Origin of the sequence: Oceanobacillus sp. M65, assembly GCF_052246275.1 — a bacterium.
Lineage (GTDB): Bacteria > Bacillota > Bacilli > Bacillales > Amphibacillaceae > Oceanobacillus_B > Oceanobacillus_B jordanicus.
In genome coordinates, this window is sequence record NZ_JBQQCJ010000002.1 from 462096 (window position 1) to 478464 (window position 16369).

Below are 16369 nucleotides of genomic sequence, written 5' to 3' on the forward strand. Positions count from 1 at the left end.
CATGCGGGGAAAAAAAGTGCTAGATACATTGACGCCATACCAACAAGGAAAACAAATGAAAGAAATTAAGGAAGCTTATGGTTTAGAGAGAATCGTTAAGCTTTCCTCTAATGAGAACCCATATGGTTATTCTTCGACAATAAAAGCATATTTTAAAGAAAACCCGATCGATTTTAACATTTATCCAGATGGTTATTCTACTGAGCTCCGAAAAGCGATAGCAGAAAAATGTGAAGTAGAAGAAGATCAAATTATATTCGGGAGCGGATCTGAAGAGATTGTTCAAATGTTGAGCAGGGCTTTTTTATATTCAGGTGCTAATGTGATCATGCCTACACCATCCTTTCCTCAATATAAACATAATGCCTTAATTGAAGGAGCAGACATTAAGGAAGTCCCTACAGTTGATGGGCATCATGATCTTGATTCTATGCTTAAAGCGATTGATGATCAAACGAATGTTATGTGGCTTTGTTCTCCTAACAACCCTACTGGTAGCGTTATTGAAAAAGAGTTACTATATGACTTTCTTGATATATGCCCACAGCATGTCGTAGTAGCATTAGATGAAGCGTATTATGAGTACATGGAAGAAGAGGAAGACCCTCAAGCAATAAAATTACTATCACGCTATCCCAATTTGATCATCTTACGGACATTTTCCAAAGCTTACGGCCTCGCGGGCTTGCGTATTGGATATGGACTTGCTAATCCAGAGCTAATTCGAAAGTTGGATGTGATTCGTGGCCCATTTAACACCACATCTATTGCTCAAAAAGCGGCCCAAATGGCAATAGAAGATGAGATATTTATGAAAGAAACTTATTCGAAGAATCTTTCAGTCAGGAAGTCCTTTGAAGCTTTTCTTGATGATCTCGGTTGGGGATATATTCCATCACAAACTAATTTCCTTCTCGTTTCTACCCCAGTTAGTGGGATGGAAGTCTTCCAACATCTAATTGAGAGAGGCTATATTGTCCGTCCTGGAGAACTTCTAGGTTGTCCACAAACAATTAGAATGACACTGGGTACAGAGAAGGACATGGAAACATTAAAAAATGTTCTTAGAAATTATAACGAACAATTAAAGAAGGAGCTTTCATTGTGAAACAAGTAATCGTAGTGGCCGGCCTTGGCCTAATCGGTGGATCCATTGCGAAGAGTGTGGTTCGTGATAATGGTCATTATGTAATCGGTTATGATACAAACAACGAAACAATCCAGTTTGCTTTAGAAATGGGTATGATTCATGAAGCTGCTACTGACTTGATGACAGTCGCTAAAAGAGCTGACTATATCATTCTAGCAGCTCCAATTTCTGAGACAATTAGATTAATGGAGCAGCTTGATAATGTAAGTTTTGAGAAAGACATTATCATCACAGATGTGTCCTCTGTAAAAAGGCCAGTAATGGAGGCTGCTGAGAATTTAGTAAATCCCCACCTATACTTTATTGGCGGACATCCCATGGCAGGGTCGCACAAAAAAGGGGTACAGGCAGCAAAGGCCCATTTATTTGAAAATGCTATATATGTTCTCGTTTCGGGAAGTACTGTACATACGAATCAAGTTAAACAACTAAAAGAAATCCTTTCAGCAACAAATTGTAAATTTATTGAATTAAATGCAACGGAACATGACGAAATGACGGGGGTTGTGTCACATTTCCCTCACCTCATTGCCTCTTCCCTTGTTCACCAGGCTAGAAAGTGGGAAGAGACACATCAGTATTTACCAAATCTTGCAGCAGGGGGGTTCCGTGATATTACACGTATTGCCTCAAGTAACCCAGTCCTTTGGCAAGATATTTTTCATCATAATCGAGAAAAAATGGTCCAATTATTAGATGAGTGGATTAAAGAAATGTCCTTTCTTAAGCAACTTGTGGAGCAAAAAGATAGAAAGACAATGATCTCCTATTTAGAGGAAGCTCAAGTATACCGAGACGGACTTGGTAAAAAAGAAAAAGGTGCCATTCCTTCTTACTATGATCTCTATGTCGACATCCGTGACCAAACAGGTGCTATTGCTAGTGTTACGCAGTTGCTAGCAGAGCATTCAATTAGTATTAATAATATTCAAATCCTTGAAATTAGAGAAGGGATCACGGGAGCATTACGTTTATCTTTTTCTTCCCAAACTTTTTTGGGCCATGCAAGCCAATTATTACGAGATCATGGTTATGAAACAATGGTAGAAAAATAATTAGTATCATATAAAGGAGGAAGGGCTTTAATGGAAAAGCGATTGAAATCTGTTAATCATTCTCTAGATGGAGAAATAGAAGTTCCTGGAGATAAATCGATCTCTCACCGCGCTGTAATGTTCGGTTCTATGGCACACGGCGTTACACATGTGCGCCACTTCCTTGATGGGGAAGATTGCATGCGGACTGTAAAAGCCTTCCAAGCGATGGGTGTTGCTATAAGTAAAAGAGGAGACGAACTCAGAATAGATGGCAGGGGAATAACAAACCTAAAGGAACCTACAGAACAACTTGATTTCGGAAATTCGGGCACAACCGCTAGATTAATGCTTGGGGTACTTGCTGGAATGAAGTTCAACTCAACGGTATATGGCGATGCTTCTTTAACCAAAAGACCTATGGATCGGGTTGTGAACCCTCTAAAAAAAATGGGCGCAAAAATTGATGGGGCGGATTCTGGCAGTTATTTACCATTAACTATTACGGGTCAGTCATTGATTGGAATTGATTACAGTTTGCCCGTTAAAAGTGCACAAGTGAAGTCAGCGGTATTGCTGGCAGGTCTCCAGGCAAAAGGAGAAACGATAGTTAGAGAGTCTAATCTAACCAGAAATCATACAGAAACGATGTTACAGGCTTTCGGTGCCTCCATCATAACAGAAGGACTAAAAACTACTGTTACAAACGAAAAAACACTGAAGGGTACAGACGTATATGTACCTGGTGATATTTCATCGGCCGCTTTTTTTATCGTTGCATCAGCTATCGTACCTGGTAGCAAATTGACATTGAAGCGTGTTGGATTAAACCATACACGAACAGGAATACTTGATGTGATCCAAAAGATGGGTGTACGAATAAATATCTTGAATGAGCAAATGTTAGGCGGAGAAAGCTTCGGAGATATTATTGTGGAAGCTGGAGAACTAAGAAGTGTAACGATAGAGGGAGATTTGATCCCTCGACTAATTGATGAAATTCCAGTGCTTGCTTTACTTGCCACCCAAGCTGAAGGAACGACTGTAATTAAAGATGCAGAGGAACTACGAGTAAAGGAAACGAATCGAATTACAGCTGTTACGAATGTATTAAATGGGTTAGGAGCTTCTATTGAAGCTACAGAAGACGGGATGCTTATTCATGGGAAAACCCAACTAAAAGGCGGGAAAGCTGCCTCCTATAACGATCATCGTATCGCCATGATGAGTGCAATTGCTTCATTGATTACAGAAGAAGATGTTATCATAGATGATATATCTTCTATAGCCATATCCTATCCAAACTTCTTTGATGATTTACAACGGATAAAATAAAAGTTAACATTATATTACAGTTCGTTGATTAATAGTAATCAACTAAAAGAATCTGCTTAAAGCGGATTCTTTTAGTTCCAAGAACATTTTTGATATAAAGGAAGTTCACATAGTTTATTTCTTCTCAATCTATAGGATTGGTATAGATTTTTATTCACCCAAATGATCTTCTATGTGCGGCAAGTTGGTTATAATGTAAAGGTACGGTAGGAAAGGAAGCGTAATCTATGGAAACAATTATGGAAGCTGTCCATTTAATGGAGGCAAAACAAACAGAAAAAGCAATACAGCTCTTGGAGGGGTACTTACCAACTGCGGACCCTGAAGAGAAGTATACAATAGCAGAACTTTATATGCAGTGGGGGTTTTTACAGGAAGCAAGCGAAATTTTAGATGAATTGCTTCAATTATACCCTGAAGAAAGTGAGTTAAAAATCACCTTAGCTGACATCTACATTGAATTGGAAAAAGATGAGTATGCAATTGAATTATTGAACGAGGTTAAAGAAGATGATGAAGCCTATGTTCAAGTGCTGATCCAGCTTGCGGATTTATATCAGGCCCAAGGGTTATTCGAAGTAGCTGAGCAAAAGCTGCTGAACGCCAAGCAGGTTGCTCCTAATGAACCTATTATTGATTTTGCGCTTGCAGAATTGCTATTCTCGATCGGAGAATACCGAGGTGCCACCACCTATTATGATAAGGTTGCAAGCATGGATATTAAAGAGCTTGCAAATGTGTCCATTGATGATAGGCGCGCGGAATCCCTTGCAGCGTCAGGTGAATACGAAAAAGCATTGGAGATTTACCAAGGCCAAGAGATGGAAAACTCAGATTCTCTTTTCAAATATGGCGTGACCGCAAATCAAGCAGATCGGAAAGACATTGCTATTAAGGCTTGGGAACGTGTGTTAGAAACAGATCCATATTACCATACAGTTTATCAAAAGCTTGCAGGCGCATATGAAGAAGAAGGCTTGGAAAAAGAAGCTTATGAAACAGCCATTAAAGGGTTAAAGAACGATGAATTCAACAAAGAACTATATTTTATGGCTGGTCAGTTAGCACATAAACTTGATAAAAATGATGAAAGTGAAAAGTTGATGCGGGAAGCTGTGGCAATAGACCCAGATTATAAGGAAGGGGTCCTATTTTTAATAGAACTATTAAAAAATAATGAGAATTTTAAAGGGATTATTGAGCTTGTTGGCGAAATTAAAAGTATAGGTGCGAGTGATCCTCTTTATGAATGGGAACTTGCCCGAGCTTATAATGAGGCAGAATTATATAAAGATGCATTAAACCATTATAAGGAAGCATATAATAGCCTTAATCAGGATAGTGACTTTATAAAGGAATATGGTTATTTTCTTACAGAGGAAGGGAGGGTCCAGGAGGCAATACCAGTATTGGAATCCTATATGGCACAACAACCCTTGGATGATGATGTGGAAGGATTTTTAAGTCGCTTAAAACAAGCGAATACTGAAGCGTAATGCAAGAACAGATAATTGAAGGGGGACTGAAAATATATGCAAACTCCTATTTCCATACAAGATAAAAAAGGGTTTCTTCAGTGGTTTCTTAACCATTATCAACTGAAAAAAAGAGAAAGTGTATGGATCTTAAATTATTTGGTCAATCATGATGAAATCCTGGCAAACGTCCACTTTGTTAGGGAAGCTAAATTTTGTCCGCGAGGTATTATTATGACGAGCCACTGTTCCGAAGAGACACCATTTAGATTCTATAAAAACCAATTGGTGACAACAGATGCTGAAAAATCGTTCCATGACATTCGACTTAACCATAATGAACCTTTATATTTACAATTAAATTTTAAGAAATCCTATCAAAACGCTGCTTATGTGGCGGTATTAGAAGAAAACCCCTACATTCCAGATGAATATTTTATAACAGAAAAGGATCAACAGATAGCTGAAGATCTACTAGAAAGATCAATTTACACATTTAAACGAAGCTATTTAACTCAGGAAATCGATCTGGCTCTAGATAAAATGGATCAGCAAAGGTTTCTTGACCTTTCCAATGAATTAAAGAAGCTAGAAGACTCGTTTTCCAAAAATCAACCTTTGCAGGAGCAATAGGTTGATTTTTTTTGATTGGTTAAGATAAAATTTATGTAGGCATTTCGCATTTATAGCTATATTAATGAATCATCACAACGAGTCACTTGTGACCCGAGAAAAGTGGATGGGTTACCGTAACTTTGATCCTCCTTTTTTATCGTATAATGAGGTTGAAACTTATAGACTTTAAATGTATTTAGCTACACATTGTAAAAACAAAGAGAGGATAGTGGATAATAATGAAGTGGAAAAAGAATGATATTATTCAGTATATGGAGGCAAAAGACTTTATCGATAGTGTACTTATTCCATTGGTGCCTTTTCAGGTATCAGATGATAATACATTACCATCAAGCACCTTTCAAAGTGAGGTCATCCAAATTCTAGCAAATGAGATTGAAAAAGAGCTAACGGGGAGAGTATTGCTTACACCACCTTTACATTACCTAAAAAGCACCAACAAGGACACAGAAGTATCTCGTCTTAATCAGTGGGTTCAAGATGTAAAGCAGCAGCCTTTTGAACATGTTTTCTTTCTTACCTTTGATTCTGGTTGGAAGAAGGTAGAGAAAGAGTTGGATGGTACGCTTCTTTGGTTGCCTGGTAGTAAATCTGGAAACTTGCAATCAGCAGAAATGCGTGCGGTTATAAAAGACCAGGTAGACCAGTTAGGAGAATTGATCCGTTCCTATTGGGTATAATTAAAAATGTATGCATTTTCATTTATAACAGTTAATTTTGTTATTGGCTGAATATTTATTGACCGGACAAGCAGTTTGCGCTATCATGGTAATGTCCTAGTAATATGATAATTAACTAATAATTGTCCCGTGATTAATGTAAAGAGGGGGGAAACAGATGAGTGAGAAAAAGCAACAAGTATCCCGTAGACAGTTTTTAAATTATACGCTTACAGGCGTTGGCGGATTTATGGCTGCTGGTATGCTAATGCCAATGGTTCGTATGGCTGTAGATCCTGTCCTTAAAGAGTCTGGACATGGTGGGTTGACCAATGTCAGTCTGGCTGTGGAGGATATCACAACAGAGCCACAACGAATTGATTGGAAAATTGATCAGGTGGATGGATGGTATGAGTCTGAGGTAAGTAGGTCTGCGTGGGTATTTAAGGATGAAAATGATGAAATTCAGGCTTTTTCCCCGATATGTAAGCATCTAGGATGTGTCGTATCCTGGGAAGGTAATGAGTCCTATCCGAATGAATTCTTTTGTCCTTGCCATAATGGACGCTATTACAAGAGCGGTGAAAACGTTCCAGGTACACCACCATTAGCTCCACTAGATGTTTATGAACAAGAAGTTAGAGACGGAATGTTGTTTCTTGGCGATGCAGTTCCTAGAGAGGAGGCGTAATGATTTATGCTACAAAAAATTTATGATTGGATCGACGATCGTATAGATATTACGCCAATATGGCGGGATATTGCTGATCACGAGGTTCCAGAACATGTTAATCCAGCCCATCACTTCTCTGCATTTGTATATTGCTTTGGCGGTCTGACATTCTTTGTCGTAGTCATTCAAATCCTTTCTGGGATGTTTTTGACCATGTACTATGTTCCCGATATTGAGAATGCATGGAAGTCGGTATATTACTTGCAGACAGAAGTGGCGCATGGGCAAATTGTCCGTGGAATGCACCATTGGGGAGCTAGTGTTGTCATTGTCATGTTACTACTACATACATTGCGAGTGTTTTTCCAAGGGGCTTATAAAAAACCACGTGAGCTTAACTGGATTGTCGGAGTATTAATTTTCTTTATTATGCTTGGCCTTGGTTTCACAGGGTATTTATTACCTTGGGATAATAAAGCATTTTTTGCAACACAGGTTGGACTGGAGATAGCAGAACAGGTTCCATTTATTGGAACCCAGCTTAAAACATTACTATCTGGTGATCCATCCATTGTTGGTGCGCAAACATTAACTCGTTTCTTTGCAATCCATGTATTTTTCCTGCCAGCAGCTTTATTTGGATTGATGGCTGCTCACTTTATACTAATACGAAGACAAGGTATTTCAGGACCATTATAAAAAGGAGGGAAAGCTGTGCATAAGGGAAAAGGCATGAAATTTGTAGGGGATTCTCGTATTTCTGCTGAGAGAAAACCTAACGTACCAAAAGATTATTCTGAATATCCCGGAAGAACAGAAGCTTTCTGGCCCAACTTTTTATTAAAAGAATGGTTGGTTGGTGCTGTCTTCCTTGCTGGATTTTTAACATTGACATTGGCTCATCCTTCACCACTTGAAGGTGTAGCCGATCCGACGAATGCCGCCTATATACCATTACCGGATTGGTATTTCTTATTCTTATATGAATTACTGAAATATGAATTTGCTAGTGGTGATTGGACAATCTTGGGCATTCTTGTTTTACCTGGTATCGCCTTTGGAGGACTACTACTTGCGCCATTCCTTGATAATGGGCCTGGTAGAAGGCCACATCAGCGGCCAATTGCAGTTGGCATGATGATTTTAGGACTTGCATCTGTTATGTGGTTAACCTATGAGTCAGCTGCACATGTTGACTGGGAAAGCCGTGCAGAAGCAAATAAACCTATTCCCGCCTCTGATGTAGAAATTGATACAGAGGATCCTGGCTATGCTATTTATGAAAATAGTTGTCTACAATGCCATGGAGACGATTTACAAGGTGGGGGAGCTGCACCTGCTCTGATAGGGACAGAGCACTCAGCTGAAGAAATAGCTACCATTGCGGTTGAAGGGATTGGTTCTATGCCCCCCGAACAATTCCAAGGTAGTGATGAAGAATTACAACAGCTTGTAGATTTTATTGTTTCGGTTAATGAACAGGCTGAATAAAAATGACTAAAAGAAAACACCTTTGCCACGTAAACTGGTGAAGGTGTTTTTTTAGACGTTAGGGATACATAAAAATTAAATCGAGGAAACGATGACGACGCAGATTGAAATTTTGAAGTCCCTAATAAATAAAAACGTGCACATTCGCTAAAAGACAAGCGAACGTGGGTGATTCTAATCTATCTAATCCGGTAGAATAAAGGAGAAGCTATGGTTAACTACATATTACGTGATAAGCGCTTTTTAATTATATTGTTTATTATTAATTTATTAGGTACTATTTATGGCTATATATGGTACGAAAGCCAGCTTGCAATAACCCCTGACATCTTTCTTATTTTCGTCCCTGATAGCCCTACAGCGAGTCTGTTCTTTACTATTTTCCTCTTGTTTTTCATCTTTGGAAGAAATATTCCATATATAGAAGCACTCGGCATCATAACGCTATTTAAATATGGCGTATGGGCTGTGGTAATGAATCTTTTAACGTTAATTATAGATGGTTCGCTTTCAGCAGCCGGATATATGCTAATGGTTTCGCATGGCGCTATGGCCCTACAGGGATTGTTATACGCTCCATATTACAAAATAAAGCTTCGCCATATTGCCGTTGCAGCGATCTGGACATTGCATAATGATGTCATTGATTATGTTTTTGGAATGATGCCAATTTACTCATCCTTAACTGATTATATGAATGAAATTGGTTACTTTACGTTTTGGTTAAGTATTCTTTCGATATTTATTGCTTACAAATATACAGTAAGTAGAAATAACCGTATAAGCGCCTGAGTTGTTGTTATATATTGAGGTCCCTCGCCATATAGTAGATGTAGAAGATATATACGAGGTGATCTCTATGGCTAAGAAAAGAATTTGCTGGTTACTGTTCATCCTCATAGGGATTAAGATAACATTGCTGACAACTTCAACCCGCGTTTTGGCCTATACATCTAGCGCAGCAGCACAGCAAAATGGAATGAAAACTGATTTTACTTTATTGTTTTGGACCATCGGAATTGTAGGTGGTTGTATTGCCATTACATTAACTTATGTAAGCTGGAGAAAATATAAAGGGGAAGAAAAGAAGAAAAAGCAACAAGACAATATAATTGACTAAATCCTCATTTTTGACTAAAATTGACCTTAAGGAATCTATTTTAAAACATGGAGGAATGTAGAATGTTTGGCGGGTTAGGTGGGTATCTCATTTACATTGCGCTCATTATGATTATCCCGTTGTGGGCACAATCAAAAGTTAAAAGTACGTACAAAAAGTATTCAAATAAAGCAACTTCCTCTGGAATGACAGGTGCTCAAGTTGCTCGAAAAATATTAGATGATAATGGATTATACAATGTTTCGATTCAAGAGACCAAAGGAATGTTATCGGACCACTACGATCCTCGGAAGAAAGTCGTTCGCTTATCTTCAGGCAACTACCATAATCCTTCAATGGCGGCCTCAGCAGTGGCTGCTCACGAGGTAGGACATGCTATCCAGGATGAACAAGGGTATGCATTTCTGAAATTTAGAAGTGCACTTGTACCTGTAGCCAGCCTTGGATCAAATATGTCGTTCTTTCTAATCCTAATAGGGATCTTCACTCAGATATCTCAACTATTTCTTTTAGGGATTATTTTTATGGCAGCAGCAGTATTATTCCAACTTGTAACATTGCCGGTTGAGTTTGATGCGTCCAATCGGGCTATGGGTCAACTTGTGTCGGCAGGAATTATTCGGAATAACGAAGAGCGCGAAACCAAAAAAGTATTAAATGCTGCGGCAATGACATATGTAGCCGCTGCACTTGTTGCTGTAGCCGAGCTTCTTCGCTTCATTCTAATGTATGCAGCATCAAGAGACTAACGATAGCTTAACACAACAATAAATATGTTTTTCCATTAAATAAGCCAAGCGGCCATTATATGACCGCTTGGCTTTCTTTTTTAATCATCATGTAGGGGGTTCTTATTTTCATCTAACGTAAATCCTTCACCTAAAACATCATGGACAGTACTTACTGCAACGAAAGCATGAGGATCGATGGAGTTAATGATACCTTTTAACCTGACTATTTCGTTCCTTGCTACGACACAGTAAAGCACATCTCTCTTCTCTCCTGAAAAACTGCCTCGGCCATCCAAGACCGTGACACCACGATCCATTTCCTTAAGGATTTTTCCTGCAATTTCTTCGCTTTGACTGGAAATAATGGTTGTCCCTTTTGCTGAATAGGCACCTTCTTGAATAAAGTCAATGACCCTTGCTCCAACATATACTGCAACGAGTGTGTACATGCCTTCAACAAGATCAAGAATAGCAAATACCGATGTTGCGATGACGACAAAGTCAAATAAAAACATCGTACGCCCCATACTCCAGCCTGCATATTTATTTACAAGCCTCGCAATAATGTCAACACCACCAGTGGTTCCACCAAAACGAAAAATGATACCGAGTCCCACACCGATAAATACCCCTGCAAATAAAGCTACTAGTGTCATATCATTCTGTAAGCCTATTTGAAATTGATACGCTTGGAAAATGCTTAGAAATACAGACACTGCAGACGTCCCGATAATTGTGTAAAGAAACGTATTACGGCCAAGAAATTTCCAACCAATAAAAAATAGAGGAATATTTAACAATATATTTGTAATGGCAGGATCCCATCCCCAAATAAAATATAGAAGTAGGGTAATTCCTGTAAATCCGCCTTCTCCGAGGTTATTTTGCATATTAAAATGGACGATTCCAAAAGAAAAAATAGCAGAACCTAATAATATAAAGATAATGTTTTTTAATTTTAAGCCAAACATCATGGACAAGTCCTCCCTTCATTTATATGTAAATAATGTATATCCACGCCCCAATTAAGGTATGTCAGAATAAAAAGTTTGTCAAATCACAGCCTATTAGCTAACATGTTAGATAGGATTAAGTGAAACTTCATTGGGTAGGAACTTTACTAATCAAATGTTAGTTGAATGAATCGTATTAATATAAAGGGGTTTTTTATTATTCATACACATGACTATACCACAAAAGAAATGCAAAAACGTGTCGATGATTATATTTCCCAATTCAAGGAAGGATATTTCTCTCCATTAAGTTTGATGGCAAGACTTTCTGAAGAAGTGGGAGAATTAGCACGTGAAGTTAACCACTATTATGGGGAAAAGCCCAAAAAGAAAAGCGAGCAGACAAACACAGTGGAAGACGAGTTAGGGGATATTTTATTTGTGCTTTCCTGCTTTGCTAATTCGCTAGACATTGATTTATCTGATGCGTTTAATACGTCACTTACAAAAATAGAGACAAGAGATAAAAATCGCTGGACAAAAAAGGAAACAACGTAGATTACCAGTCAGGGAGGAAGCAGAAAATGAAGAAGATAATTATTGCTGGACCACGTGGCAAAATGGGCTCTGAAGCTATAAAGCTTGTGCAATCTCAAGAAGACATGCGTTTGGTCGCTTGTATTGACCGAAAGAACAATGGGAAAAAGCTAGCAGACATAGCGGAGTTACCTAACCTAGATGTGCCGATCTATGAAGATGCATTGGAGTGCTTTAGTGAAATTGATGCAGATATTCTAATTGAATTAACTATCCCTGAACAAGGGTACAAACATACGAAAGCGGCAATGGAGCATGGTATTCGACCAGTTGTTGGCACGACTGGCTTTACTGAGGAACAAATTGATGAGCTAAGTTGGCTCGCTAGCGAAAGAAAAATCGGATGTATTATTGCGCCTAATTTTGCTATTGGGGCCGTGTTAATGATGAAATTTTCTCAAATGGCAGCACAATATTTCCCAGACGTTGATATTATTGAGAAGCACCATGATAACAAACTAGATGCCCCTTCAGGTACTGCAGTAAAAACAGCTGAAATGATAAAGGAATCTAGGGAATATAAAAAACAGGGCCATGCAGATGAAAAAGAGACCTATCCAGGTGCAAGGGGAGCAGATTATGATGGAATGCGAATCCATAGTGTTCGCTTACCAGGCTTAGTTGCACATCAGGAAGTAATCTTTGGAAGCCCTGGGCAAACTTTAACAATAAAGCATGACTCAATTAATCGTGCTTCTTTTATGGAAGGGATTAAACTAGCCACTGACAAAGTAATGGAAATACAAGAAGTTATATATGGTTTAGAAAATGTTTTATAGGGGGAGAACACAATGAATATTGCTTTAATTGCACATGATAAAAAGAAACAAGAGATAATTGGCTTTACTGTGGCCTATACCTCCATTCTTAAAGAACATCAATTGTTTGCGACAGGTACAACAGGAAGGAAGATTTCGGAAGCGACCTCCTTACCAGTACATTTATTTCAATCTGGTCCGCTTGGAGGAGACCAGCAAATTGGTGCCATGATTGCCAATAATGAAATGGATATGGTTATTTTCTTCAGAGATCCATTAACTGCACAGCCACACGAACCAGATGTGAGTGCACTTATGCGACTTTGTGACGTTCATCAAATTCCACTTGCGACAAATATTGCAGCTGCAGAGATATTTATTCGAGGATTGGATCAAGGGGACTTAGACTGGAGAAAAATCATTAAAGACAGAGAGGAAGAGGATAAACAGGGATGAAGAAGATAGGAATTACCTGTTATCCCACTGTTGGTGGCTCTGGGGTTATCGCAACAGAGCTGGGGATACGGTTGGCAGAGGAAGGGCATGAAATTCATTTTATTACGTCAAGTTTGCCCTTCCGATTAAATAAAGTATACCCAAATATTTTTTATCATGAAGTAGAACTAAATCACTATCCTGTTTTTCAATATCCACCATATGACCTCGCCCTTGCGACTAAAATGGCAGAGGTTATTGACAGAGAGAAACTTGATATACTACATGTGCATTATGCGATGCCACATGCTGTGTGTGCTATTCTAGCCAGAGACATTGCCAAGCATGAGGTGAAAATCGTGACAACACTTCATGGCACAGATATTACGGTTTTAGGTATAGATAACACTTTCCAAAAAATGATTAAGCATGGCATTGAGCAGTCAGATGCTGTTACGGCAGTGTCAGCAGATCTAGTTAGACAAACAGAAGAAATGCTACAGGTTAATAAAGAAATTGAAGTGATTTATAACTTTGTAAATGAAAATGAATACTATAAGCAGCATATCCCAGAGCTGAAAAAGCAATATGGGATCCAGGACGAAGAGAAAGTAGTCATTCACATCTCCAATTTTCGTAAAGTTAAACGGCTTGAGGATGTTATTCAAACCTTCTTTAAAATCCAATCGGAGGTACAGAGTAAATTACTTTTGATAGGCGATGGACCAGAATATACAAATGCAGTTCAACTAGTAAAAAAACTGAGTATAGAGGATGAGGTACTGTTTCTAGGTAAACAGAAAAATATCCGTGATCTATTATCTATTTCAGATCTTAAATTACTCTTATCTGAGAAAGAGAGCTTCGGATTGGTATTACTTGAAGCTATGGCCTGTGAAGTTCCTTGTATTGCAACAAATATTGGAGGCATACCGGAAGTTGTGAATGACGGTGAGACGGGCTATATCGTGGAACTAGGAGATACGAAGCGGGCTGCCGCACTAGGGATTGAACTATTACAGGATCCAGAGAAGTTAGAACAGTTTTCACAAAATGCACTTAATAGAGCCAACAGCTATTTCAATTCAGAGAGCATTGTACAGCAGTATATCGAACTCTATTATAGGGTGTTAAACTAAACACTAGTGGTGATTAAAATGCTTGATAGTCCATTTAAAGAAGCGACTGCCGTGTTAGAGCGTATTGAACAAAACGGTCATGAAGCCTATTTCGTTGGAGGCTGTGTTCGTGATCATCTGCTTGATAGAGAGATACGAGATGTAGACATTGCAACCTCTGCAACACCGCAGTTCGTCCAAAATATATTTGATAAAGTAATTCCAGTAGGGATAGAACATGGGACAGTTATTGTTCGACATCTGAACACTTCCTATGAAGTTACAACGTTTCGGATTGATGGGAGCTATTCTGACAGCCGTCATCCTGACCATGTCGCATTTATTAATAAAATTGATAAAGACTTAGAAAGACGCGATTTTACAATTAATGCTATGGCAATGAATAAGCAAGGACGAATTATTGACCTCTACCATGGTAGAGAAGATTTAAAAAGACGAATTATTCGCACGGTTGGAGATGGATATGAGCGATTTAAAGAAGATCCCCTACGGATGGTTCGAGCGGTGCGATTTGCTAGTCAGCTTGGATTTACGCTAGATATAGAAACAAAAAACCAGATCAGGTCATTAAATAAAAAAATAAATACTGTTGCTGTAGAACGTATTGCTGTTGAGATGGAAAAATTTTTTGCAGGTGATTATATTTCCGAGGCGATGAAGGAGTTAAAAACAACCGAACTTTTTAATAATCTCCCTGTTTTTGAACACAAACCTAGTCTAATAAATCTGCTTCCAGCGGAACAGACACCATTACATTCACTTGCAGAAATGTTTGCCTTTTTTCACTTCCTTTACCCACAAATTTCGGTAAACACATGGATAAAAGAATGGAAGGCCTCTAATCAATCAAAACGGCATACAATCAAACTGGTTGAAGCAGTGACAGAATTTAGAAACAAGGGATTAGAAAACTGGATTGTTTATCAATTACCGAGTGACCTCTATGCAGGTTTTACCCGCGTATTAACTGCTCTTTCTGAATACGCTATACCAACTCTGCAAGAAATCCGAACTATTGCATCTAGTCTGCCTATTGAAAATCGTCAAGAGCTTGAAATAGATGGGAATGATTTAATTAAATTATTTCCAGATGTAACAAAAGGACCTTGGATGCAAAAGCTCCTGTACCAAGTAGAATATCTTGTTGTGATGCGAAAATTAACCAATGAGAAAGAAAAAATAAGGGAATGGTTAAAATGGAATCCACCAGAAGTAAATTGATTCGACTGCTTGCAGATGCTAAAGAGTCTTATATTTCAGGGCAGCAGCTCTCGGAACAATTACATATTTCCAGAACTGCAATTTGGAAACACATGAAAGAGTTAGAAAAAGATGGGTACGTGATTGAGGCGAAACCTAAAACAGGATACAGAATTAAGGAATACTCAGGAAACGTTAGTTCCAATACTATCACATGGGGACTTAACACGTCGTGGATAGGTAAGGAGATTATTCATAAACCTACTGTCACGTCCACGCAGTTTGTTGCACATCAAGCTGCACGGGACAACACACCACATGGCACAGTGGTCATAGCAGATGAACAATCCAGTGGCAGGGGAAGAATGGACCGCGTATGGCACTCCAAAAAAGGGAAAGGTGTATGGATGAGTATTATTTTACGCCCCAAGATACCACCATATATGGCTCCCCAGCTAACTCTCATGACAGCTACAGCCATTGCTGAGGTGCTGGATCAATATGATGGCTTACAACCTAAAATAAAGTGGCCAAATGATATTCTTATTCAGAATAAAAAGGTAGCTGGTATTCTTACAGAGATGCAGGCTGAACAAGATCGCATCCAGTATGTGGTAGTGGGCATAGGCTTAAATGTAAACCAAGATAATAAAGAAATACCTGATGCCATCCATTACAGGGCAACCTCTTTAAAAATGGAGACGGAGAAGGAATGGCCAATAATAGATTTAGTGCAACAAATTCTTGAAGCGCTTGAAAAAGAATACGAATCTTTTCTCAAAAAAGGGTTTCGTGATGTAAAATCAAAATGGGAAAACTATGGATTTAGGATAGGCGAAAAGATTTCTTTACATAGTGGTAGTAAAAAGAAGGAAGCCGTTTTTTTAGGTATCGCAGAGGACGGTGCACTCCTAATTGAATCATCAACCGGAGAAACGGAAAAAATTTATTCAGCTGAAATTGATTGGTTTGTGGAATAATAA

18 protein-coding genes and 1 pseudogene are annotated in these 16369 nt (G+C 38.6%); 18 read left to right on the forward strand and 1 reads right to left on the reverse strand.

Annotated features, from left to right (window positions below; translation table 11 throughout):
- Position 1 precedes the first annotated feature (1 nt).
- The 12 genes and pseudogenes from hisC (at position 2) to ACTWPF_RS10005 (ending at position 10322) form a co-directional block, all read left to right on the forward strand.
- Positions 2 to 1108: a histidinol-phosphate transaminase gene (gene hisC, locus ACTWPF_RS09950; protein ID WP_443149081.1), complete on the forward strand. Its 1107-nt coding sequence runs from the start codon at positions 2 to 4 to the stop codon at positions 1106 to 1108.
- Positions 1105 to 2205 carry a prephenate dehydrogenase gene (locus ACTWPF_RS09955; RefSeq protein ID WP_443149082.1) on the forward strand — a complete coding sequence of 367 codons (1101 nt, stop codon included), beginning with the start codon at positions 1105 to 1107 and terminating at the stop codon, positions 2203 to 2205. The genes hisC and ACTWPF_RS09955 overlap by 4 nt, the downstream gene beginning before the upstream one ends.
- A gap of 30 nt (positions 2206 to 2235) precedes the next feature.
- Complete coding sequence (gene aroA / locus ACTWPF_RS09960; protein WP_238018984.1) at positions 2236 to 3519, forward strand: 3-phosphoshikimate 1-carboxyvinyltransferase; 1284 nt, start codon at positions 2236 to 2238, stop codon at positions 3517 to 3519.
- 227 nt (positions 3520 to 3746) lie between these two features.
- Positions 3747 to 5015, forward strand: a complete 1269-nt coding sequence (locus tag ACTWPF_RS09965) for a tetratricopeptide repeat protein (protein WP_443149083.1) — start codon at positions 3747 to 3749, stop codon at positions 5013 to 5015.
- Positions 5016 to 5051: 36 nt separating this feature from the next.
- Complete coding sequence (locus ACTWPF_RS09970; RefSeq protein WP_106896803.1) at positions 5052 to 5627, forward strand: ReoY family proteolytic degradation factor; 576 nt, start codon at positions 5052 to 5054, stop codon at positions 5625 to 5627.
- Positions 5628 to 5848: 221 nt separating this feature from the next.
- Positions 5849 to 6310: a YpiF family protein gene (locus ACTWPF_RS09975; protein WP_106896802.1), complete on the forward strand. Its 462-nt coding sequence runs from the start codon at positions 5849 to 5851 to the stop codon at positions 6308 to 6310.
- A 157-nt stretch (positions 6311 to 6467) separates the two neighbouring features.
- Positions 6468 to 6980, forward strand: coding sequence for a QcrA and Rieske domain-containing protein (locus ACTWPF_RS09980; RefSeq protein WP_106896801.1), 513 nt, complete (start codon positions 6468 to 6470; stop codon positions 6978 to 6980).
- Between the two features lie 6 nt (positions 6981 to 6986).
- Positions 6987 to 7661 (forward strand): menaquinol-cytochrome c reductase cytochrome b subunit, encoded by a 675-nt coding sequence (qcrB, locus tag ACTWPF_RS09985; protein WP_106896800.1) that lies wholly within the window; start codon positions 6987 to 6989, stop codon positions 7659 to 7661.
- Positions 7662 to 7676: 15 nt separating this feature from the next.
- Entirely contained in the window at positions 7677 to 8453 is a 777-nt protein-coding gene (locus tag ACTWPF_RS09990) for a menaquinol-cytochrome c reductase cytochrome b/c subunit (RefSeq protein ID WP_106896799.1), read from the forward strand.
- A gap of 210 nt (positions 8454 to 8663) precedes the next feature.
- On the forward strand, positions 8664 to 9245 hold the full coding sequence (locus tag ACTWPF_RS09995; protein WP_443149084.1) for a DUF1405 domain-containing protein: 582 nt from the start codon (positions 8664 to 8666) through the stop codon (positions 9243 to 9245).
- A gap of 208 nt (positions 9246 to 9453) precedes the next feature.
- A pseudogene (locus tag ACTWPF_RS10000) lies at positions 9454 to 9573 on the forward strand (sporulation protein YpjB); the annotation flags it as partial.
- Between the two features lie 62 nt (positions 9574 to 9635).
- Positions 9636 to 10322, forward strand: a complete 687-nt coding sequence (locus ACTWPF_RS10005; RefSeq protein WP_443149085.1) for a zinc metallopeptidase — start codon at positions 9636 to 9638, stop codon at positions 10320 to 10322.
- 80 nt (positions 10323 to 10402) lie between these two features.
- Here ACTWPF_RS10005 and ACTWPF_RS10010 read toward each other — a convergent pair whose 3' ends face one another.
- Positions 10403 to 11278, reverse strand: a complete 876-nt coding sequence (locus ACTWPF_RS10010) for a YitT family protein (RefSeq protein WP_443149086.1) — start codon at positions 11276 to 11278, stop codon at positions 10403 to 10405.
- Positions 11279 to 11443: 165 nt separating this feature from the next.
- On the opposite strand from ACTWPF_RS10010, the gene ACTWPF_RS10015 reads away from it, so the two are divergent.
- Genes ACTWPF_RS10015 through ACTWPF_RS10040 form a run of 6 tightly spaced genes read left to right on the forward strand, consistent with a single transcriptional unit; the run spans position 11444 to position 16366 of the window.
- Entirely contained in the window at positions 11444 to 11815 is a 372-nt protein-coding gene (locus tag ACTWPF_RS10015) for a nucleotide pyrophosphohydrolase (protein WP_106896797.1), read from the forward strand.
- Between the two features lie 26 nt (positions 11816 to 11841).
- Positions 11842 to 12633, forward strand: a complete 792-nt coding sequence (gene dapB / locus ACTWPF_RS10020; protein ID WP_106896796.1) for a 4-hydroxy-tetrahydrodipicolinate reductase — start codon at positions 11842 to 11844, stop codon at positions 12631 to 12633.
- 12 nt (positions 12634 to 12645) lie between these two features.
- On the forward strand, positions 12646 to 13068 hold the full coding sequence (locus tag ACTWPF_RS10025) for a methylglyoxal synthase (protein ID WP_106896795.1): 423 nt from the start codon (positions 12646 to 12648) through the stop codon (positions 13066 to 13068).
- Entirely contained in the window at positions 13065 to 14186 is a 1122-nt protein-coding gene (gene bshA / locus ACTWPF_RS10030) for an N-acetyl-alpha-D-glucosaminyl L-malate synthase BshA (RefSeq protein WP_443149087.1), read from the forward strand. The genes ACTWPF_RS10025 and bshA overlap by 4 nt, the downstream gene beginning before the upstream one ends.
- 18 nt (positions 14187 to 14204) lie before the next feature.
- Entirely contained in the window at positions 14205 to 15407 is a 1203-nt protein-coding gene (locus tag ACTWPF_RS10035) for a CCA tRNA nucleotidyltransferase (RefSeq protein WP_443149088.1), read from the forward strand.
- Positions 15383 to 16366, forward strand: coding sequence for a biotin--[acetyl-CoA-carboxylase] ligase (locus ACTWPF_RS10040; RefSeq protein ID WP_443149089.1), 984 nt, complete (start codon positions 15383 to 15385; stop codon positions 16364 to 16366). The genes ACTWPF_RS10035 and ACTWPF_RS10040 overlap by 25 nt, the downstream gene beginning before the upstream one ends.
- Positions 16367 to 16369 lie beyond the last annotated feature (3 nt).

Coding starts and splice junctions, on each gene's coding strand:
- hisC (WP_443149081.1), top strand. CDS start 2: ATGCGGGGAAAAAAAGTGCTAGATACATTGACGCCATACCAACAAGGA.
- aroA (WP_238018984.1), top strand. CDS start 2,236: ATGGAAAAGCGATTGAAATCTGTTAATCATTCTCTAGATGGAGAAATA.
- ACTWPF_RS09965 (WP_443149083.1), top strand. CDS start 3,747: ATGGAAACAATTATGGAAGCTGTCCATTTAATGGAGGCAAAACAAACA.
- ACTWPF_RS09970 (WP_106896803.1), top strand. CDS start 5,052: ATGCAAACTCCTATTTCCATACAAGATAAAAAAGGGTTTCTTCAGTGG.
- ACTWPF_RS09975 (WP_106896802.1), top strand. CDS start 5,849: ATGAAGTGGAAAAAGAATGATATTATTCAGTATATGGAGGCAAAAGAC.
- ACTWPF_RS09980 (WP_106896801.1), top strand. CDS start 6,468: ATGAGTGAGAAAAAGCAACAAGTATCCCGTAGACAGTTTTTAAATTAT.
- qcrB (WP_106896800.1), top strand. CDS start 6,987: ATGCTACAAAAAATTTATGATTGGATCGACGATCGTATAGATATTACG.
- ACTWPF_RS09995 (WP_443149084.1), top strand. CDS start 8,664: ATGGTTAACTACATATTACGTGATAAGCGCTTTTTAATTATATTGTTT.
- ACTWPF_RS10005 (WP_443149085.1), top strand. CDS start 9,636: ATGTTTGGCGGGTTAGGTGGGTATCTCATTTACATTGCGCTCATTATG.
- ACTWPF_RS10010 (WP_443149086.1), bottom strand. CDS start 11,278: ATGATGTTTGGCTTAAAATTAAAAAACATTATCTTTATATTATTAGGT.
- ACTWPF_RS10015 (WP_106896797.1), top strand. CDS start 11,444: ATGAATCGTATTAATATAAAGGGGTTTTTTATTATTCATACACATGAC.
- dapB (WP_106896796.1), top strand. CDS start 11,842: ATGAAGAAGATAATTATTGCTGGACCACGTGGCAAAATGGGCTCTGAA.
- ACTWPF_RS10025 (WP_106896795.1), top strand. CDS start 12,646: ATGAATATTGCTTTAATTGCACATGATAAAAAGAAACAAGAGATAATT.
- bshA (WP_443149087.1), top strand. CDS start 13,065: ATGAAGAAGATAGGAATTACCTGTTATCCCACTGTTGGTGGCTCTGGG.
- ACTWPF_RS10035 (WP_443149088.1), top strand. CDS start 14,205: ATGCTTGATAGTCCATTTAAAGAAGCGACTGCCGTGTTAGAGCGTATT.
- ACTWPF_RS10040 (WP_443149089.1), top strand. CDS start 15,383: ATGGAATCCACCAGAAGTAAATTGATTCGACTGCTTGCAGATGCTAAA.